General features: G+C 71.9%; 19 protein-coding genes. All 19 read right to left on the bottom strand.

The window, feature by feature from the left end; all coding sequences use genetic code 11:
• Nucleotides 1-22 precede the first annotated feature (22 nt).
• The 19 genes from coaBC to efp all read right to left on the bottom strand — a co-directional run bounded on the left by coaBC (nucleotide 23) and on the right by efp (nucleotide 18,710).
• Nucleotides 23-1,252, bottom strand: coding sequence for a bifunctional phosphopantothenoylcysteine decarboxylase/phosphopantothenate--cysteine ligase CoaBC (coaBC, locus tag ABD709_RS18005; RefSeq protein WP_344777991.1), 1,230 nt, complete (start codon nucleotides 1,250-1,252; stop codon nucleotides 23-25).
• 9 nt (nucleotides 1,253-1,261) lie between these two features.
• On the bottom strand, nucleotides 1,262-1,603 hold the full coding sequence (gene rpoZ / locus ABD709_RS18010; RefSeq protein ID WP_344777993.1) for a DNA-directed RNA polymerase subunit omega: 342 nt from the start codon (nucleotides 1,601-1,603) through the stop codon (nucleotides 1,262-1,264).
• A 10-nt stretch (nucleotides 1,604-1,613) separates the two neighbouring features.
• On the bottom strand, nucleotides 1,614-2,192 hold the full coding sequence (gene gmk / locus ABD709_RS18015; RefSeq protein WP_344777995.1) for a guanylate kinase: 579 nt from the start codon (nucleotides 2,190-2,192) through the stop codon (nucleotides 1,614-1,616).
• Nucleotides 2,185-2,511 carry an integration host factor, actinobacterial type gene (gene mihF / locus ABD709_RS18020; RefSeq protein ID WP_425575176.1) on the bottom strand — a complete coding sequence of 109 codons (327 nt, stop codon included), beginning with the start codon at nucleotides 2,509-2,511 and terminating at the stop codon, nucleotides 2,185-2,187. The genes gmk and mihF overlap by 8 nt, the downstream gene beginning before the upstream one ends.
• Before the next feature lie 101 nt (nucleotides 2,512-2,612).
• Nucleotides 2,613-3,083 carry a hypothetical protein gene (locus tag ABD709_RS18025; RefSeq protein WP_344777999.1) on the bottom strand — a complete coding sequence of 157 codons (471 nt, stop codon included), beginning with the start codon at nucleotides 3,081-3,083 and terminating at the stop codon, nucleotides 2,613-2,615.
• A complete protein-coding gene (pyrF, locus tag ABD709_RS18030) occupies nucleotides 3,080-3,916 on the bottom strand; it encodes an orotidine-5'-phosphate decarboxylase (protein WP_344778001.1) in 837 nt (278 codons plus the stop codon). The genes ABD709_RS18025 and pyrF overlap by 4 nt, the downstream gene beginning before the upstream one ends.
• A complete protein-coding gene (locus tag ABD709_RS18035) occupies nucleotides 3,913-5,073 on the bottom strand; it encodes an alpha-hydroxy-acid oxidizing protein (protein ID WP_344778003.1) in 1,161 nt (386 codons plus the stop codon). Before ABD709_RS18035 ends, pyrF begins: the two co-directional genes overlap by 4 nt.
• Nucleotides 5,060-6,145, bottom strand: coding sequence for a quinone-dependent dihydroorotate dehydrogenase (locus ABD709_RS18040; protein ID WP_344778005.1), 1,086 nt, complete (start codon nucleotides 6,143-6,145; stop codon nucleotides 5,060-5,062). The genes ABD709_RS18035 and ABD709_RS18040 overlap by 14 nt, the downstream gene beginning before the upstream one ends.
• A complete protein-coding gene (gene carB / locus ABD709_RS18045) occupies nucleotides 6,138-9,455 on the bottom strand; it encodes a carbamoyl-phosphate synthase large subunit (protein WP_344778007.1) in 3,318 nt (1,105 codons plus the stop codon). The genes ABD709_RS18040 and carB overlap by 8 nt, the downstream gene beginning before the upstream one ends.
• A complete protein-coding gene (carA, locus tag ABD709_RS18050) occupies nucleotides 9,455-10,609 on the bottom strand; it encodes a glutamine-hydrolyzing carbamoyl-phosphate synthase small subunit (protein WP_344778009.1) in 1,155 nt (384 codons plus the stop codon). Before carA ends, carB begins: the two co-directional genes overlap by 1 nt.
• Nucleotides 10,609-11,910, bottom strand: coding sequence for a dihydroorotase (locus tag ABD709_RS18055; protein WP_344778011.1), 1,302 nt, complete (start codon nucleotides 11,908-11,910; stop codon nucleotides 10,609-10,611). Before ABD709_RS18055 ends, carA begins: the two co-directional genes overlap by 1 nt.
• Nucleotides 11,907-12,842, bottom strand: coding sequence for an aspartate carbamoyltransferase catalytic subunit (locus ABD709_RS18060; RefSeq protein WP_344778013.1), 936 nt, complete (start codon nucleotides 12,840-12,842; stop codon nucleotides 11,907-11,909). The genes ABD709_RS18055 and ABD709_RS18060 overlap by 4 nt, the downstream gene beginning before the upstream one ends.
• Nucleotides 12,842-13,420, bottom strand: coding sequence for a bifunctional pyr operon transcriptional regulator/uracil phosphoribosyltransferase PyrR (gene pyrR, locus ABD709_RS18065; protein WP_344778015.1), 579 nt, complete (start codon nucleotides 13,418-13,420; stop codon nucleotides 12,842-12,844). Before pyrR ends, ABD709_RS18060 begins: the two co-directional genes overlap by 1 nt.
• Nucleotides 13,421-13,541: 121 nt before the next feature.
• Entirely contained in the window at nucleotides 13,542-14,528 is a 987-nt protein-coding gene (locus ABD709_RS18070) for a TIGR03557 family F420-dependent LLM class oxidoreductase (protein ID WP_344778017.1), read from the bottom strand.
• Nucleotides 14,529-14,628: 100 nt separating this feature from the next.
• Nucleotides 14,629-14,799, bottom strand: a complete 171-nt coding sequence (locus ABD709_RS18075) for a CsbD family protein (RefSeq protein WP_344778019.1) — start codon at nucleotides 14,797-14,799, stop codon at nucleotides 14,629-14,631.
• An 80-nt stretch (nucleotides 14,800-14,879) separates the two neighbouring features.
• Nucleotides 14,880-16,187: a MinD/ParA family ATP-binding protein gene (locus ABD709_RS18080; RefSeq protein ID WP_344778021.1), complete on the bottom strand. Its 1,308-nt coding sequence runs from the start codon at nucleotides 16,185-16,187 to the stop codon at nucleotides 14,880-14,882.
• 95 nt (nucleotides 16,188-16,282) lie between these two features.
• Nucleotides 16,283-17,671, bottom strand: coding sequence for a dihydrolipoyl dehydrogenase family protein (locus ABD709_RS18085; protein WP_344778023.1), 1,389 nt, complete (start codon nucleotides 17,669-17,671; stop codon nucleotides 16,283-16,285).
• Between the two features lie 59 nt (nucleotides 17,672-17,730).
• Nucleotides 17,731-18,144, bottom strand: coding sequence for a transcription antitermination factor NusB (gene nusB, locus ABD709_RS18090; protein WP_344778025.1), 414 nt, complete (start codon nucleotides 18,142-18,144; stop codon nucleotides 17,731-17,733).
• Complete coding sequence (efp, locus tag ABD709_RS18095) at nucleotides 18,144-18,710, bottom strand: elongation factor P (protein ID WP_344778027.1); 567 nt, start codon at nucleotides 18,708-18,710, stop codon at nucleotides 18,144-18,146. Before efp ends, nusB begins: the two co-directional genes overlap by 1 nt.
• Nucleotides 18,711-18,764 lie beyond the last annotated feature (54 nt).

Here is an 18,764-nt window from a genome sequence, read left to right on the forward strand (position 1 = left end):
ACCATTCACACCCGGCTCGCAATCAGCGGAACCGGGCGTGCACCTGGTCCCAGATCACGTGCGCCAGCGCCGCCTTGCTGCCGCGCGGGACCTCGACGACGGCGCCGTCCGCGCCCAGCACGACGGCCTCGTTGTCGTCGCTGCCGAAGACCGCCCCACCGGACACGTCGTTGACGACCAGCAGGTCACAGCCCTTGCGGGCGAGCTTGGCCCGCGCGAGGTCGAGGACGGAGCCGGAGGCGTCGCCGGTCTCCGCGGCGAAACCGACGATCACCGCGTCCGGCTGCGTCCGGTGGGTGGAGAGCTCGTGCAGAATGTCGGGATTCTGTTCCAGGGTGATAGCCGGAGCCGACCCGTCGTCGGCCTTCTTGATCTTGGTCTCCGAGGTCGTCACCGGCCGGAAGTCCGCCGGTGCGGCCGCCATGACGACGGCGTCGGCGCCCGCCGCCGCGGAGAGTACGGCGTCGCGCAGCTCGGCGGTCGACTCCACCCTGACGACCTTGGCGCCTGCCGGGTCGGGCAGGTCGGTGTTCGCGGCCACGAGGGTCACCTCGGCGCCGCGGGCGACCGCCGCCCGGGCCAGCGCGTAGCCCTGGCGTCCGGACGAGCGGTTGCCGAGGAAGCGCACCGGGTCCAGTCGCTCACGGGTCCCGCCGGCGGACACGACGACGTGGCGGCCGGTCAGGTCCGCGATCGGCGTACCGCCACTCGCCGCGGAGCGGCCCAGCACGTCGCGGCACAGCTCGAAGATCTCCGACGGCTCGGGCAGCCTGCCCTTGCCGGTGTCGACACCGGTGAGCCGGCCCTCGGCGGGCTCGACGACGAGCACACCGCGGGAGCGCAGCGTCGCGACGTTGGCCGCGGTGGCCGGGTGCTCCCACATCTCGGTGTGCATCGCCGGGGCGAGCACCACCGGGCAGCGTGCGGTCAGCAGGGTGCTGGTGAGCAGGTCGTCGGCCAGGCCGTGCGCGGCCCTGGCCATCAGGTCGGCCGTCGCCGGCGCGACGACGACGAGGTCCGCGGTCTGCCCGAGCCGGACGTGCGGGACCTGGTGGACGTCGGCCCACACCTCGCTGGCGACCGGCTTCCCGGACAGCGCCGCCCAGGTGGGCGCGCCGACGAACTCCAGCGCAGCGGCGGTCGGCACGACCGTCACGTCGTGACCGGACTCGGTGAGCCGGCGGAGCAGCTCGCACGCCTTGTAGGCGGCGATGCCCCCGGAGACGCCGAGCACCACGCGCGGCGGTGTCACGGCTCCGCCTTACGCGGTGGGCTCGTCGAACGACGCGGCGCTGGCAGCCTTGGCGGCCGCAGCGGCCTCCTCCTCGGCGGCGAGCTCGGCCGGGTCGACGTCCTCGCAGGTCAGCAGGTCCTGGCTGATCTCGCGCAGCGCGATCGACAGGGGCTTCTCCTGGACGTGGGTCTCCACGAGCGGGCCGACGTACTCCAGCAGGCCCTCGCCCAGCTGGGAGTAGTACGCGTTGATCTGCCGGGCACGCTTGGCGCTGTAGAGAACCAGCCGGTACTTGCTGTCCGTCTTGGAGAGCAGGTCGTCGATCGGGGGGTTCGTCACGCCCACGGCGTCGATGTTCGGGGCAGACACGCAGACAGCCTCACTGGTTGATGGTCGGGGAACTCATCAACTCTACCAACTGCTCGGCGGCTTCCCTAACTTCGGAGTTGACGATCGTGGCGTCGAACTCCGCCTCGGCGGCCAGCTCGACCCGCGCGGTCGCCAGCCGTCGCTCGCGCTCCTCCTCCCCCTCGGTCCCCCGCCCGACCAGCCGGCGGACCAGCTCCTCCCACGACGGCGGCTTGAGGAAGACCATCAGCGCCTCCGGCATGCTCTCCCGCACCTGCCGCGCGCCCTGGAGGTCGATCTCGAGCAGCGCCGGCCGGCCGGTGGCCAGCGCGGCCTCGACCGGGCCGCGCGGCGTCCCGTAGCGGTGCCGTCCGTGCACGACGGCCCACTCGAGCATCTCGCCCTCGGCGACCATCCGGTCGAACTCGGCCTCGGAGACGAAGAAGTAGTGCACCCCGTCGAGCTCGCCCTCGCGCGGTGCGCGGGTGGTGGCGGAGATCGAGAGCCACACGTCGGGGTGGTGCTCCCGGATGTACGCCGCAACGGTGCCCTTGCCGACCGCGGTCGGGCCCGCGAGCACGACCAGCCGGCGGGCGGTCGCCTCAGTCACCCGTGGCGAACTCGCGCTCGAGAGCGGCGATCTGCTTGGACCCGAGGCCACGGACGCGGCGCGACTCCGCGATCGCGAGCCGCTCCATCATCTGCCGGGCGCGTACCTTGCCCAGGCCGGGCACGGCCTGCAGCAGGTCGAGCACCTTCATCTTGCCGACGACCTCGTTGGTCTGTCCCTCGGCCAGCACGTCGGCGATCGAGGCCCCGGAGTTCTTGAGCCGGTTCTTGACCTCGGCGCGCTCGCGGCGGGCCGCGGCGGCCTTCTCGAGTGCGGCCTGACGCTGTTCGGGAGTCAGAGGGGGCAGAGCCACGTGCATCCTTCTCGATCGAGAGGCGGTCGCGCATCCTCACGGCGCCGCGCTCCGGTCACACTAGCCACCCGCCCGACCGCGCGGCAACGCGGTCCGCTTTCCCAGTCTCACAGGGACAACGGCGTTCCGCAGACGTCGCGTGCCTCCTGCTGCACGGCACCCAGCGCGGCCTGCATGATCGGCGACCCCAGCGCCGTCGCGGCGGCGTCGATCGCACCCCGCTGGTCCTCGGTGACGCCCTCGGGCAGGTGGTCCCGGTCGTACGTCGACGCGTCCACCCCAGCGGCGTCGAGGGCCTTCTGGAGGTCCTGGATGTGGTCGATGACGATCTTCCAGTCGTCCTCGATGTCCTGGGGCGCCTTCTCCGCAAGCGCCTGGAACGTCGGCAGCGCTGCGATCAGGCCGGTCTGCGGCCCGCCGGAGAGCTCGTCGCCCAGTGCGGCGCGCTGCTTCTCCACCTCGCTGCAGTAGGCCGCGTAGGGATCGTCGTCGCCTTGGCGTACGAGGACGAACGTGGTCGCGCCGGCGGCGATCACGAGCACACCGACGATCGCCAGCAGCACGGTGCGACGGCTCACGCGGTGAGGCCCGCAAGCTCGTCGTTGGCCCGTCGCACGGCGTCGCGCATCCGCTCCGCGTCGGGGCCGGCGCGGAGCACGCCGCGGGAGGAGCTCGCGGCGACGTGGGGCGCGGCGGCACCGAAGATGCGGACGATGTCGGCGGCGGTGCCGCCCTGCTCGCCGTACCCGGGCGCCAGGATCGGCCCGTTGAACGCCAGCTCCAGGCCGCGGTCGCCGCCGATGGTCGCGCCGACGACGGCGCCGAAGGAGCCGAGGGGGTCGGCGCCGTCGTTGAGCACGCGCAGGTGGTCGAGGACCGTGTTGCTGACCGTGCGGCGGCCGAACTCGTCGGTGGTGACGGCCTGCTGGATCTCCGGCCCCTCCTTGTTGGACGTGGCGGCGAGGACGAACAACCCGGCGTCGTGGGCTCGGGCGGTGTCCACGAACGGCGTCAGCGACCCGAACCCGAGGAACGGGCTCACGGTGACCGCGTCCGCGGCGAGCGGCGAGCGCGGGTCGAGGTAGGCATCGGCGTAGGCCTGCGAGGTCGAGCCGATGTCGCCGCGCTTCACGTCGAGCAGCACCAGCGCGCCTGCGTCCCGCGACTCCGCGATCACCCGCTCCAGCACGGCCACCCCGGCCGAGCCGAAGCGCTCGTAGAACGCGGACTGCGGCTTGACCAGCGAGCAGTACGGCGCCACCGCCTCCACCACCGACAGCGCGAACCGCTCCAGCCCGGCGACCGTGTCGTCGAGACCCCAGTCGAGGAGCAGCGACGCGTGCGGGTCGATCCCCACGCACAGCCTGCCCCGCTCGGCGAGCGCGGCGACGTACCTCGTGCCGAACGTCATCGATCGGTCCTCCGGATCGCGTCGGGGCCGAGGTCGGCCCGGGTGGGGTAGCCGTCCACGGCCATGATCAGGTCCGTCTCGGCCTGGAACGAGCGCAGCAGGTGGGTCAGGCCCGGTACGCCGCCCAGCGCCAGCGCGAAGGCGTAGGGCCGGCCGAGCGCGACCAGGTCCGCGCCCACCGCGAGTGCCTTGACGACGTCGGCACCGGAGCGGACGCCCGAGTCGAAGACCACCGGCGCCCGGTGGTCGACCGCGGCCACCACGTCGGGCAGCCAGTCCAGCGCGGACCCGCCCCCGTTGGCCTGCCGGCCGCCGTGGTTGGAGCAGTAGATCCCGTCGACACCCTCGTCCAGGGCGCGCCGCGCGTCGTCGGGGTGGCAGATCCCCTTGACCAGGATCGGCAGGTCGGTCAGCGACCGCAGCCAGGGCAGGTCCTCCCAGGTGACCGGGTGACCGAAGGTGCCGACCCAGGTCATCACCACGGTGCCGGGGTCCGGGTCCGGGCCGGTCATCTCCTGGAACACCGGGTCGGAGGTGTAGTTGGCCAGGCACTTGGCCCGCAGCTGCGGGAAGTTGCCCGACGCGAGGTCGCGCGGCCGCCAGCCGGGCACCCAGGTGTCGAGGGTGATCACGATCGCCTCGTAGCCGGCCTGCTCGGCCCGGCGCACCAGGCTGGCCGCCAGGTCGCGGTTCTTCGGCGTGTAGAGCTGGAACCAGGCTGGGGTGTCCCCCGTCGCCGCGACGACGTCCTCGAGCGGGTCGCTCATCAGCGTCGACCCGATGAGGGGCACGCCGGTGGCCGCCGACGCCTCGGCTGCGTGCACGTCGCCGTGCTGGTCGGGGCTGCAGATGCCGAGCACACCGACCGGCGCCATCATCAACGGGCTGCTCAGCGTGCGCCCGAACACCTCGACCGAGAGGTCGCGCTCCGCGCTGGCGCGGAGCATCCGCGGCACGACCGCGTAGCGCCCGAACGCCTCGACGTTGGCGCGCTGGGTCGCCTCGTCGCCCGAGCCGCCGGCGACGTAGGTCCGGAGCTCGGGCGGGAGCACGGCCATCGCGGCCGACTCCAGCTCGGCGTAGCCGAACGGGTGCGCGGGCAGCACGCCGCCGAGCGCGCCGAGGTACAGCTCGATCTGGTAGTCACCGAAGGCCATCGACGGCCGCCTCTCCGACTCCTCGCAGGATGGTCCGCGGCCAGCGCGGGCCGCCGTAGATGAAGCCCGTGTAGGCCTGGATCAGGGTGGCACCCGCCGCGAGCCGCTCGCGCGCGTCCTCGGCCGTCGAGATGCCGCCGACGCCGATCAGGGTCAGGTCGGGGCCGACCCGGTCGCGGAGCATGCGCACCACGTCCGTCGCGCGGGCGCGGAGCGGCGCGCCGGACAGCCCGCCGGCGCCCGCCCGCTCGACCTCGCCCGCGGCGGACCGTAGCCCGTCGCGGCCGATCGTGGTGTTCGTCGCGATGATGCCCTCGAGGCCCTGGTCGGTGGCGAGGTCGGCGACCGCGAGCACGTCGTCGTCGGCCAGGTCGGGCGCGATCTTCACCAGGAGCGGCAGGCGGTCCGGACGGGCGTCGTCGGCGACCTTGCGGACGTGCTCGAGCAGCGGTGCGAGCCGGTCGACCGCCTGGAGGTTGCGCAGCCCGGGCGTGTTGGGCGAGCTGACGTTGACGACGAGGTAGTCGGCGTGCGGCGCCAGCAGCCGGGTCGACGTCTCGTAGTCGGCCAGCACCGCCGGGGCGTCGTCGTCGGGGACGATCTTGGACTTGCCGATGTTGATCCCGAGGACCGGGCCGCGGTCCGCCGACCGCCGGCGCTCCAGGCGCTGGGCGACCGCGCTCGCGCCGTCGTTGTTGAAGCCCATCCGGTTGACCACGGCCCGGTCGTCGGGCAGCCGGAACAGCCGCGGCTTCGGGTTGCCGGGCTGCGCGTGCGCCGTCACGGTGCCGACCTCGACGTGACCGAACCCGAGCGCGCCCAGGGCGTCGTACCCGACACCGAGCTTGTCGAAGCCCGCCGCGAGGCCGAGCACGTTGGGGAAGGTCAGCCCCATCGCCTCGACCGGCCGGTCCGGGCGCCACCGGCGCTCCAGCCGGTCGACGCCGTGCAGCACCGGCCCGGCGGCACGGATCGCGGCAAACCCCAGGTGGTGCGCCTGCTCCGGGTCGACGCGTCGCAGCCCGTGCCGGAACAGGACGTCGTACGGCTTCGGCGCCCCCACCTCAACCACCGAGGTTCCGGGACCACTCCTGCAGGGAACGTACGCCGATCCCGCCGTCGCGGAGGGCCGCGATCCCCTGCACGGCCGCGGCCAGCCCCTGGACCGTGGTGATGCAGGCGGTGTTGGAGAGCACGGCGGCGGAGCGGATCTCGTAGCCGTCGACGCGAGCGTTGGCGTTGCCGCTGGACCCGTTGGGCGTGTTCACGATCAGGTCGATCTCGCCGTCGAGGATCATCTGGACCGTCGTCTTCTCACCGTTCGGCCCGCTCCCCTCGAAGTGCTTGCGCACGATCGTGGCGGAGATCCCGTTGCGCCGCAGCACCTCCGCGGTGCCCTGCGTGGCGAGGATCTCGAAGCCGTAGTCGGCCAGCACCCGGCAGGGGAAGATCATCGTCCGCTTGTCCCGGTTGGCGATCGAGATGAACACCTTGCCCGACGTCGGCAGCGAGCCGTAGGCGGCGGCCTGCGACTTCGAGAAGGCCCGCCCGAACTCGGAGTCGAAGCCCATCACCTCACCGGTCGACTTCATCTCCGGGCCGAGCACGGTGTCGACGAACTGGCCGTCCTTGGTGCGGAACCGGTTGAACGGCAGCACGGCCTCCTTGACCGCGATCGGCGCGTCGGCGGGCAGCGAGCCGCCGTCGCCTTGCGCAGGGAGCAGGCCGGACGCACGCAGGTCCGCGATCGACTCCCCCAGCATCACCCGGGCCGCCGCCTTGGCGAGCTGCGTGCCGGTCGCCTTGGAGACGAACGGGACGGTGCGGCTGGCGCGCGGGTTGGCCTCGAGGACGTAGAGCACGTCGGAGCCGAGTGCGAACTGGATGTTGATCAGGCCGCGGACCCCCACGCCCTTCGCGATCCCCTCGGTGGCCTCGCGGATCCGCCGGATCTCGGAGTCGCCGAGGGTGATCGGCGGCAGTGCGCAGGAGGAGTCGCCGGAGTGGATCCCGGCCTCCTCGATGTGCTCCATGACGCCGCCGAGGAAGAGCTCCTCGCCGTCGTAGAGCGCGTCCACGTCGATCTCGACCGCGTCGTCGACGAACCGGTCCACCAGCACCGGCCGGTCGGGGCTGATCTCGGTCGCCGCCTCGATGTAGGACCGGAGCGCGTCGTCGTCGTAGACGATCTGCATGCCGCGGCCGCCGAGCACGTAGGACGGCCGCACGAGCACCGGGTAGCCGATCTCGTGGGCGATGGCGACCGCGTCGTCGAACGACACGGCGGTGCCGTGCTTGGGCGCGATCAGCCCGGCCTCGGCCAGCACCCGCCCGAACGCGCCGCGCTCCTCGGCGAGGTCGATCGCCGCGGGCGCCGTACCGACGATCGGGACTCCGGCGTCCTCCAGGCCCTGCGCGAGGCCGAGCGGCGTCTGGCCGCCGAGGGTCGCGATCACGCCCGCCACCGGGCCGGCGGCGACCTCCGCGGCGTAGACCTCGAGCACGTCCTCCAGCGTGAGCGGCTCGAAGTAGAGCCGGTCGGAGGTGTCGTAGTCGGTCGACACCGTCTCGGGGTTGCAGTTGACCATCACGGTCTCGTAACCGGCCTCGGCCAGCGCGAGAGAGGCGTGCACGCACGAGTAGTCGAACTCGATGCCCTGGCCGATCCGGTTGGGACCCGAGCCGAGGATGATCACGGCCTTCTTGCCCTCGGCGCGCGGCTGCACCTCGGTCTCCTCGTCGTAGGACGAGTAGTGGTAGGGCGTGCGGGCCGCGAACTCGGCCGCGCAGGTGTCCACGGTCTTGTAGACGGGCCGCACGCCCAGCACCTGGCGGATGCTGCGGACCTCGGCCTCGGTGATGCTCGCACCCGAAGAGCTGCGCAGCCCGGCGATCTGGGCGTCGGAGAAGCCGTGCCGCTTCGCGATCCGCAGGTTGGCCTCGTCGAGGACCTCCGCGGCGGCCACCTTCTGGGCGATCTCGTCGATGAGGAACAGCTGGTCGACGAACCACGGGTCGATCCGGGTCGCGTCGTGGACCTGCTCCTGGGTGGCCCCCGCCCGGATCGCCTGCATGACCTTCTGCAGCCGGCCGTCGTGCGGCACCTTGCTCGCCTCGAGCAGGGCGTCCAGGTCGCCCGGCTCGCCGACCCAGGTGAACGGCGCGCCCTTGTTCTCCAGGCTTCGGAGCGCCTTGTTGAGCGCCTCGGTGAAGTTCCGGCCGATCGCCATCGCCTCGCCGACCGACTTCATGTGCGTGGTCAGCGTGGGGTCGGCGGTCGGGAACTTCTCGAACGCGAACCGCGGCACCTTGACCACCACGTAGTCGAGCGTCGGCTCGAAGCTCGCCGGCGTCTCCCGGGTGATGTCGTTCGGGATCTCGTCGAGCGTGTAGCCGACCGCGACCTTGGCCGCGATCTTCGCGATCGGGAAGCCGGTCGCCTTCGAGGCGAGCGCGCTCGAGCGGGAGACGCGGGGGTTCATCTCGATGACGATGACCCGCCCGTCGGCCGGGTTGACGGCGTACTGGATGTTGCAGCCGCCGGTGTCGACGCCGACCTCGCGGATGATGCCGATGGCGAGGTCGCGCAGGTGCTGGTACTCGCGGTCGGTGAGCGTCATCGCGGGCGCGACCGTGATCGAGTCGCCGGTGTGCACCCCCATCGGGTCGAAGTTCTCGATGGAGCAGATGATGACGACGTTGTCGGCCTTGTCGCGCATCACCTCCAGCTCGTACTCCTTCCAGCCGAGGATCGACTCCTCGATGAGCACCTCGGTGGTCGGCGATGCGGCGAGGCCGGCGCCGGCGATGCGGTGCAGGTCCTGCTCGTCGTAGGCGATGCCGGAGCCGGTGCCGCCCATCGTGAACGAGGGGCGGATCACGACCGGGTAGCTGCCGAGGGTCTGCACGGCGGCGAGGCAGTCGTCCATCGAGTGGCAGATGACCGACCGCGCGACCTCGCCGCCGACCTTGTCGACGATCGCGTTGAACTTCTCGCGGTTCTCACCGCGGTGGATGGCCTCGATGCTGGCGCCGATGATCTCGACGTCGTACTTCTCGAGGACGCCGTTCTCGTGCAGCGCGATCGCGGCGTTGAGCGCGGTCTGCCCGCCGAGCGTCGGCAGCAGCGCGTCGGGGCGCTCCTTGGCGATCACCTTCTCGACGAACTCCGGCGTGATCGGCTCGACGTAGGTCGCGTCCGCGAACTCAGGGTCGGTCATGATCGTCGCCGGGTTGGAGTTCACCAGGATCACCCGGTAGCCCTCGGCCTTGAGCACCCGGCACGCCTGGGTGCCCGAGTAGTCGAACTCGCAGGCCTGCCCGATGATGATCGGCCCGGAGCCGATCACCAGGATCGACTCGATGTCGTCGCGCTTGGGCATCAGGCAACCTCCACCTTCCGGGCCTCCATGAGGTCGACGAACCGGTCGAACAGGTAGGCCGCGTCGTGCGGGCCGGCGGCGGCCTCCGGGTGGTACTGGACGGAGAAGCTCTTGAGCCGGCCGTCGGCGTCGCGGAGCTCCAGCCCCTCGACGACGTCGTCGTTGAGGCAGACGTGGCTCACCGAGGCCGTGCCGTACGGCGTCTCCGTCGGCTCGCCGAGGGGCGCATCGACGGCGAAGCCGTGGTTGTGCGCGGTCACCTCGACCTTGCCGGTGGTGCGGTCCATCACCGGCTGGTTGATGCCGCGGTGCCCGTACTTCAGCTTGTAGGTGCCGAAGCCCAGCGCGCGGCCGAACAGCTGGTTGCCGAAGCAGATGCCGAAGTAGGGCAGGTCCTGCTCCAGGGCGCCCTGCAGCAGGCCGATCTGGTCCTTGGTCGCGGCCGGGTCACCCGGGCCGTTGGAGAAGAAGAGGCCGTCCGGCTGCACCGCGAGCACCTCCTCGAGGGTGCTCGTCGCGGGCAGGACGTGCACCTCGATCCCCCGCTCGCTCATCCGGTGCGGCGTCATGTCCTTGATGCCCAGGTCCAGGGCAGCGACCGTGAATCGCTTGTCACCCTGGGCCGCCACGACGTAGGGCTCCCTCGTCGACACCTCGCTCGACAGCTCCGAGCCCGCCATCTCCGCGGAGTCGAGCACCTTCGCGAGCAGCGCCTCGGGGTCGGTCTCGACGGTGGAGATCCCGACCCGCATCGCACCGCGCTCGCGCAGGTGCCGGGTGAGGGCGCGGGTGTCGATGCCGGAGATGCCGACCACGCCCTGGTCGCGCAGCTCGTCGTCGAGGGTGCGGCGCGACCGCCAGCTGCTGGGCACCCGGGCGGGGTCGCGGACGACGTACCCGGCCACCCAGATCCGCTTGGACTCCGGGTCCTCGTCGTTGATGCCGGTGTTGCCGATGTGCGGGGCGGTCATCACGACGACCTGCCGGTGGTAGGACGGATCGGTCAGGGTCTCCTGGTAACCGGTCATGCCGGTGTTGAAGACGGCCTCGCCGAACGTCTCGCCCTCGGCGCCGTAGGACTCGCCACGGAACGTCCGCCCGTCCTCCAGGACCAGCAGGGCGGGCTTGGCGGGTGACGCGGACGACACAGCCATCAGACGAGTGCTCCTTCCAGCACGGTGGGCCGTCCCCGCAGCAGCGTGCCGACCACGCGGCCGGTCAGCTTGCGGTCGTGCCAGGGGTTGTTGCGGCTCAGCGAGACGCTGGCCTCGCGGTCGACGACCACCTGCGCGGCGGGGTCGACCAGGGTCAGGTTGGCGGGTTTGCCGACGGCGATCTCGTGGCCGTGGCCGTCCAGGCCGGCGATCCGCGCGGGGTTGACGCTCATCACCCGAGCGACGCCCTCCCAGTCGAGCAGGCCCTCCTCGACCATCACGGTGCAGACCACGGAGAGCGCGGTCTCGAGGCCGAGCATGCCGAACGCCGCGTCGACGAACGCGTGCTCCTTGTCCTGCCGCGCGTGCGGCGCGTGGTCGGTCGCGACGGCGTCGATCGTGCCGTCGGCCAGGGCGGCGCGCAGCGCCTCGACGTCCTCGGCCGGGCGCAGCGGCGGGTTCACCTTGTAGGTCGGGTCGTAGTCGCCGAGCAGGTCCGTGGTCAGCAGCAGGTGGTGGGGCGTCACCTCGGCGGTGACGTCGATGCCCTGGGCCTTGGCCCAGCGGATCACCTCGACGCTGCCGGCGGTGGACACGTGCGCGACGTGGACCCGGCTGCCGGTGTGCCGCGCGAGCATCACGTCGCGGGCGACGACGACCTCCTCGGCGACGCCCGGCCAGCCCGGGAGGCCCAGCCGCCCGGACAGCTCGCCCTCGTGGCAGCAGGCCGTCGCCCCCGCGAGCTGCGGGTCCTGGCTGTGCTGGCTGACGACGCCGCCGAACGCCTTGACGTACTCCAGGGCTCGCCGCATCACCCGTGCGTCGTGGACGCACTTCCCGTCGTCGGAGAACACCCGGACCCGGGCGCGCGACCGGGCCATCAGGCCGAGCTCGGCGAGCTCCTCGCCGGCGAGGCCCTTGGTGACCGCGCCGACCGGCTGTACGTCGACCAGGCCGGCCTCCCGGCCGAGGTCGAGCACCCGCTCCGCGGCCTCCGCCGTGTCGGTGACCGGGCTGGTGTTGGCCATGGCCAGCACGGCCGTGTAGCCGCCGACGGCGGCCGCGCGCGACCCGGTCAGCACGGTCTCGGCGTCCTCGCGGCCCGGTTCGCGCAGGTGGGTGTGCAGGTCGACCAGACCGGGCAGCAGGACGAGGCCGTCCGCGTCGATCGTCTCGTGACGGTCGCCGGGGCGACCTCCTCGACCGCCGGCGGTGACGTCCTCGACGACGCCGTCGCGCACGGTCACGTCGGCGCGATCCCCGCCGAGGATCCGCGCTCCCTTGATCAGCACCGAGCTCATGCGCTCACTCCCTCGTCGCCGGCCAGCAGGTGGTAGAGCACCGACATCCGGACCGCGACGCCCGCGGAGACCTGGTCGAGCACCAGGCTCGCCGCCGCGTCGGCCGCCTCGGGCGCGATCTCCAGGCCGCGGTTCATCGGGCCGGGGTGCAGGATCGGGGTGCCCTCCCGCAGCCGTGCCAGCCGGTCGCGGGTCAGGCCGTAGCCGACCGTGTACTCGCGCGCCGTCGGGAAGAAGCCCCCGCTCATCCGCTCCCGCTGGACCCGCAGCATCATCACGGCGTCGGCGTGCGGCAGCACCTCGTCGAGGTCCCAGGCGGTCGCGAACCCGGCCTCCTTGGACCAGGTCGAGACACCCGCCGGCATCAGCGTCGGCGGAGCCACCACGGTGACCTCTGCGCCGAGCTTCACCAGGCTCTTCACGTTGCTGCGGAACACCCGGCTGTGGGTCAGGTCTCCCACGATCGCGACGTGCCGGCCCTCGAGCGAGCCGAGCCGCCGGGTCAGGGTGTAGGCGTCGAGGAGGGCCTGGGTCGGGTGCTCGTGCGTCCCGTCACCCGCGTTCACCACGGGTACGTCGATCCACCGGCTGACCTGCTCCGCGGCACCGCTCGCGGAGTGGCGCATCACCAGGCCGTCGACGCCCATCGCGGTGACGGTGAGCACCGTGTCGCGGAGGCTCTCGCCCTTGCTGGTGCTGCTGCCCTTGGCCGACAGGTTGATCACGTCGGCCGAGAGCCACTTCCCGGCGATCTCGAAGCTCGACCGGGTGCGGGTGGAGTCCTCGAAGAAGAGGTTGATCACCGTGCGGCCGCGCAGCGCGGGCAGCTTCTTGACCTGGCGGCGCTGCACGTCGTGCATCTCGGCGGCGGTGTCGAACAGCATCCGGATCTCGTCGGCGCTGACGTCGTCGATGGAGAGCAGGTGCCTCATCACGCCTCCTCCTGGATCCGGACCTCGTCGATCCCGTCGATCTCCTCGACGCGGACCTTGACGGTCTCGGTGCGCGCCGTGGGCAGGTTCTTGCCGACGTGGTCGGCGCGGATGGGGAGCTCGCGGTGGCCGCGGTCGACCAGGACGGCGAGCCGGACGGCGCCGGGCCGACCGAGGTCGGAGAGGGCGTCGAGGGCGGCCCGGATCGTGCGGCCGGAGTAGAGAACGTCGTCGACGAGGATCACGTTCTTCCCGTCGAGGCCGCCGGCGGGCAGCCGGGTGTCGTGCGGGCTGCGGGTCGGGTGGCTGCGGAGGTCGTCGCGGTACATGGTCACGTCCAGCGACCCGACCTCGACCTCGGTGCCCTCGACCTCGGCGATCCGCGCGGCGAGCCGCCTGGCCAGCGGCACCCCACGGGTGTGCAGCCCGAGGAGCAGCAGGCCGGCCGGACCCTTGTTGCGCTCGAGGATCTCGTGGGAGATGCGGGTCAGCGCCCGCGCGATGTCACCTGCGTCCAGGACCACGCGGCCGGCACGACCGGCACGATCCTCGGTCTCGGCCTGCGGTTGGGTAGGCATGTGCCCGCCTGACCTCCTTCTCCGCCTCACCGGACGGCTCGTTAAAGGATGTCGATCGGGCCTCACCCTAGCCGGTCCGCGCGCGCAGCCGCGAACCGACACCCAGCCCGTGGACGCCGGGTCAGCCCGCCGCGGTCCGCAGCTTCTCGAGCAGCGGCTCGGCCGCCTCGTCGAGGAACCGCTGCTGCAGCCGGTCGCCCACCTGGACGAGCGCGATGTCGGTGAATCCCGCCTTCCAGTACGCCGACACGGCCTCGACGATCGCGTCGAGGTCGGGTCCGCAGGGGATCGATCCGGCGACGTCCTCGGGCCGCACGAACTGGCTGGCCGCGGCGAAGCCGGCCGGCGTGGGGAGGTCGGCGTTGACCGACCAACCGCCGCCGAACCAGCGGAACTGCTCGTGGGCGAGCTGGGTGCCCTCCTCCCCGGTCGGCGCCCAGCAGATCGGGATCTGGCCGACCGCGCGGGCCTGCTCGCCGATGCGCGGCGCGCCCTCGGTCGCGTTCCACCGGTCGACGATCTCGGCCGAGGGCTCGACCGCGACCAGGTGGTCGGCCAGCGGCGCCAGGGCCTGGATCGCCCGCTCGCCGGCGACGGCGACGCCGATGCCGAGCGGCTGCTCCGGCAGGTCCCAGATCCGGGCCGAGTCGACCTCGTAGTACTCGCCCCGGTGGTCGACGAGCTCGCCGGTGTGCAGCTCCCGGATGATCTCGATGGCCTCGGCGAGCATCAGGTGCCGCGTGTCCACGCCGGGCCAGCCCTCGCCGACGACGTGCTCGTTGAGGCTCTCCCCCGCACCGAGACCCAGCGTGAACCGGTTCTCCGACAGCAGGGCGAGCGTCGCGGCCTTCTGCGCGACGACCGCGGGGTGGTAGCGCATCGTCGGGCAGGTCACATAGGTCATCAGCCCCAGCCGGGAGGTCGCGTGGGCGACGGCGCCGAGCACGGTCCAGGCGTAGGGCGCGTGCCCCTGCTCGGTCAGCCAGGGCGAGAAGTGGTCGCTGCTGACGGCGAAGTCGAAACCACGGCGCTCGGCGTCGACGGCATAGCCGACCAGCTCCCGCGGTCCGCTCTGCTCGGTCATCAAGGTGTAGCCGAAGGAAGTCATGACCTGGCCGTTACCCGACTTGGCGCCCGACCTACGGGTGGACGCACGAAGGGACCCGCGGATGCGGGTCCCTTCGCTCTCCTGCGCTGTGCGGGTCAGATCACTTGAAAGCGTCCTTGACCTTCTCGCCTGCCTGCTTCAGGTCGGACTTGACCTGATCGGTCTTGCCTTCCTTCTCCAGGTCGTCGTCGCCGGACGCCTTGCCCATGGCCTCCTTGGCCTCGCCGAGCTTCTCGTTGGCCGTGTTCTTCAGCTTGTCATCGGTGCCCATCGGGGTCCTCCTTCGGACTCGCTTGCTTGTCCGGGGAGGTACCCGGCAGGCCCCGGACGATCCGGGGGGGGAGATCCAGGTCACAGTGCCTCGGACATCGCGGCGCACGCCCGCAGCCACGAGCGGCGGGTGCTCTCCGACAGCTGGTGGTAGGGCACGACCGAGCCGGAGACCAGCGCCGGGTCGTAGGGCACCCGGTAGACGCCCCGGGTCCGCTGCTCGTAGACCTGCACCAGGTCGTTGGCGAGCCGGCTGTCCACGCGGTCGCTCGGGTCCGAGAGCACGGTGACGGTCTTGTGCTTCAGGTCGGCGTACCCCGCGTCCTGCAGGGCGTCCAGCATCCACAGCCCGCTGTACCCCGTGTCCTCGCGAACCGTGCTCGTCACGACCAGCAGGTCGGCGGCGTCCGCGGCGGCGAGCCAGTTCTCGGCGCGCATGTTGTTGCCGGTGTCGATGAGGATCACCCGGTAGAACCGCTCGAGCAGCGCGTGCACCTCGGCGAAGTCCTTGGCGTGGATGATGCCGGTGACGTCGGGCCGCTCGTCGGAGGCCAGTACGTCGAAGTGCGCGTCGCCCTGTGACCGCACGAACGCGCCGAGGTCGCCGATGCGGGACTGGTAGACGTCCTTGAACCGCTCGAGGTCCTCGAGCAGCTCACGGGTGGTGTTGCGGTGGCTGCTGCGGATGCCTCGGATCCCGAGCGTGCCGCGGGTCTCGTTGTTGTCCCACGCGACGACACCGCCACCGCGGACGGTGCCGAACGTGTAGCCCGCGGCGAGCACGCCGGTCGTCTTGGCGGCGCCGCCCTTGGGGTTGATGAACGCGATCGTCCGCGGGCCGTCGAAGTCCTTCTGGATGTGTGCCCGCTCCTGGTGGAAGGTCAGCTCCTTGACGCTCATCCGCGGCCGGATCAGGCCGCCCGACATCCGGCGCACGGCCCCGCGCCAGCCCCAGCTGGCGGGGCCGAGGTCCTGCTGGCTGTCCCGGCGGTCGAGGAAGTCGGTGGCGGTCATGAAGCGCCGCGGCTCGGCGACGGGCTGCGGCGGCGCGACGGGCGGCGGAGCGACGGGCGGGGGTGCCGTGGCGACCGGCGGCGTACTCGGCGGGGCGCTCGGGTGACCGCTCGGCGGCGGGCCGGACGGGGCGTAGCCCGGCGGCGGGGCCGAGGGCGGGGGGCCGAGCGGGCGTGCGTGCTGCGGTTGCGGCTGGAGACCCGGGGGCGACTGGGCGATCGGGTCGCTCAGCGGGTCGACGTGCTCGCCGGACCGCGCAGCCTCGAGCTGGCGCCGCGCGAACTCCTCGAGCTCCTCGGGCGTGTAGAGGCGGTCGCTGGTCGCGTCGTCACCGTGGACGTCCGGACCGGTGCTGCCGAGCGAGGACTGGCTCACGAGACCTCCCGAGTGTTGTGGGCCTTCGAGCAGAGGCTAACCGCTGGCGGGCGTGCGGAAACACTGCGGCTGCCGGCGGCTGTGCACGACCGGTCTCAGACCTCCAGCTCGCCGAGCGCGGTCTCGATCGTCCGGTGGAAGGTGGGATAGGCGAAGTGCATCGTGCGCAGCGTGGCCACGGGTACCTCGGCGTGCACGGCGGTGACGAGCATCCCGAGCACCTCCCCGCCGTTGGGACCGACCGAGCTGGCGCCGACCAGGACGCCCCGGTCGGCGTCGGCCACGACCTTGATCAGGCCGTCGTTGCCGGCCTTGTGGATCCAGCCGCGGCTCGACTCGGGGATCGGTGCGGTCCCGGTGGTGACCCGGATGCCGGCATCGCGCGCCTGCTGCTCGGTCATCCCGACGGACCCGACCTCGGGATCCGTGAACGTCACCCGGCTGACGGCCCGGTAGTCCGCCCACGGGCCGTCCTCGCCGAGCAGGTCCCGCACCGCGACGCCGGCCTGGTACATGGACATGTGCGTGAAGGCGCCCTTGCCGGTGATGTCGCCGATCGCCCACACGCCATCCGTCACGCGCATCCGCTCGTCGACGTCGAGCGTCCGCGCCTTCGGGTCCAGCCCGACCGTGTCGAGCCCGATGTCACCGAGGTTCGTGCGCCGGCCCGCGGCCACCAGGAGCGCCGTCGCCTCGAGCGCCTCGCCACCGCCGAGCGTCATCGTGAACGTGCTGCCGTCGTGGTCGACCCGGTCGATCTCGACGCCCGTCCGCACCCCGATCCCGTCGGCCTCCAGCGCGGCGGCGACGACCTTGCTCGACTCGGGCTCCTCGGGCGCCAAGATCCGCTCGGCGACCTCGACGACGGTCGTCCGCACGCCGAACCGGGCGAACGCCTGGGCCAGCTCGCAGCCGATCGCCCCGCCACCGAGGACGATCAGGCTCTCCGGGAGGTCGCGGACGCGGACGGCGTCGCGGTTGGTCCAGTACGGCGTGTCCGCGAGCCCGTCCACCGGAGGGACCGCCGGCGCCGTGCCGGTGTTGAGCACGACGCCGCGCCGTACCGAGATCTCCTCGCTGCCGTCCGCCGTCTCGACGGTGACCCGGCCCGGACCGGACAGTTGGCCGTGGCCGCGGACGAACCGGGCACCCGCCTTCTCGAGCCGCTCGACGGCGACCGTGTCGTCCCAGTCGTCGGTCGCCTCGTCGCGGATCCGGTCCGCGATCGGCGTCCACTCGGGGTGCACGTCGGCGGAGCCGGAGAGCTCCGAGACCCGCCGTGCCTCCGCCAGCGCGTCGGCGCCGCGGATCATCATCTTCGACGGCACGCAGCCGAAGTAGGGACACTCGCCACCCACCAGGCGCTCGTCGACGCCCACCACGGACAGCCCCGCCCTGGCCAGGGACGCGGCGACGTGCTCTCCTCCCGGTCCCAGTCCGATGACGACGACGTCGGCCTCTGCAGGGGCGGGGGTGGCGGTCATGGGCGCCACGATGGCACGCCGCGCAGCGGCGTACCAGACGTATGAGCCGGGGTGTCGGGTCAGACCAGGGTCGACTTGGACCGCTGGATGGCGCCGAGGACGCCGTTGACGAACTGCGGCGACTCGTCGGTCGACAGCTCGGTGACCAGGGCCATCGCCTCGCTGACGGCGACCGGGTCGGGAACCTCGTCGGAGAAGAGCAGCTCGAAGACACCGATGCGCAGCACGTTGCGGTCCACGGCCGGCATCCGCTCGAGGCTCCAGGCCTGCGAGAACTGCCGCAGCACCTCGTCGATCCGCTCCCGGCGCTCGACGACGCCGCGGACCAGCTCCGCGGTGTAGGGGTTCGACGGTGCCGAGCCCTCCTCGACCGCGCGGTCGAGGGCGTCGGTGGCCGACTCGCCCCGCAGGTCGGCGGCGAAGAGGATGTCCAAGGCCCGCTTGCGCGCCTTGGATCGCGCGCCCTGGGCCATCAGCCCTTCACACGGCTGAGGTAGGAACCGCCCTCACGGGTGTCGACCTTGATCTTCTCGCCCTGCTCGATGAACAGCGGCACCTGGATCTCGGCGCCGGTCTCGACCGTGGCGGGCTTGGTGCGGCCGGTGGCCGAGTCGCCCACCACGCCGGGCTCGGTGTAGGTGATGGTGAGCTCGACCGAGGCCGGGAGCTCGATGAAGAGCACGCGGCCCTCGTTGGTGGCGACGATCGCCTCGGTGTTCTCGAGCATGAACTTCGCGGCGTCGCCGACGATCTCCGGGCTGACCTCGGTCTGCTCGTAGCTCTCGGTGTCCATGAAGACGAAGTTGTTGCCGTCGTTGTAGAGGTACTGCATCGTCCGCTTGTCGACGGTCGCGGTCTCGACCTTGGTGCCCGCGTTGAAGGTCTTGTCGACGTTCTTGCCCGACTCGACGTTCTTGAGCTTGGTGCGCACGAACGCGGGGCCCTTGCCCGGCTTCACGTGCTGGAACTCCACCACCTGCCAGAGCTGGCCGTCGATGTTGAGAACCATGCCGTTCTTGAGGTCGTTCGTCGTAGCCATTGCTCGTGCGTCAGCCTTCTGTGTGGTGCGGAGTTCAGATGTCAACCGGTTCGT

The sequence above is a fragment of the Nocardioides panacisoli genome (genome assembly GCF_039537325.1).
In the GTDB taxonomy this organism is placed as follows: domain Bacteria; phylum Actinomycetota; class Actinomycetes; order Propionibacteriales; family Nocardioidaceae; genus Nocardioides; species Nocardioides panacisoli.

Coding starts and splice junctions, on each gene's coding strand:
- mihF (WP_425575176.1), bottom strand. CDS start 2,511: ATGCACGTGGCTCTGCCCCCTCTGACTCCCGAACAGCGTCAGGCCGCA.
- pyrF (WP_344778001.1), bottom strand. CDS start 3,916: ATGACGTTCGGCACGAGGTACGTCGCCGCGCTCGCCGAGCGGGGCAGG.
- ABD709_RS18035 (WP_344778003.1), bottom strand. CDS start 5,073: ATGGCCTTCGGTGACTACCAGATCGAGCTGTACCTCGGCGCGCTCGGC.
- carB (WP_344778007.1), bottom strand. CDS start 9,455: ATGCCCAAGCGCGACGACATCGAGTCGATCCTGGTGATCGGCTCCGGG.
- carA (WP_344778009.1), bottom strand. CDS start 10,609: ATGGCTGTGTCGTCCGCGTCACCCGCCAAGCCCGCCCTGCTGGTCCTG.
- ABD709_RS18055 (WP_344778011.1), bottom strand. CDS start 11,910: ATGAGCTCGGTGCTGATCAAGGGAGCGCGGATCCTCGGCGGGGATCGC.
- ABD709_RS18060 (WP_344778013.1), bottom strand. CDS start 12,842: ATGAGGCACCTGCTCTCCATCGACGACGTCAGCGCCGACGAGATCCGG.
- pyrR (WP_344778015.1), bottom strand. CDS start 13,420: ATGCCTACCCAACCGCAGGCCGAGACCGAGGATCGTGCCGGTCGTGCC.
- ABD709_RS18070 (WP_344778017.1), bottom strand. CDS start 14,528: ATGACTTCCTTCGGCTACACCTTGATGACCGAGCAGAGCGGACCGCGG.
- ABD709_RS18075 (WP_344778019.1), bottom strand. CDS start 14,799: ATGGGCACCGATGACAAGCTGAAGAACACGGCCAACGAGAAGCTCGGC.
- ABD709_RS18085 (WP_344778023.1), bottom strand. CDS start 17,671: ATGACCGCCACCCCCGCCCCTGCAGAGGCCGACGTCGTCGTCATCGGA.
- nusB (WP_344778025.1), bottom strand. CDS start 18,144: ATGGCCCAGGGCGCGCGATCCAAGGCGCGCAAGCGGGCCTTGGACATC.
- efp (WP_344778027.1), bottom strand. CDS start 18,710: ATGGCTACGACGAACGACCTCAAGAACGGCATGGTTCTCAACATCGAC.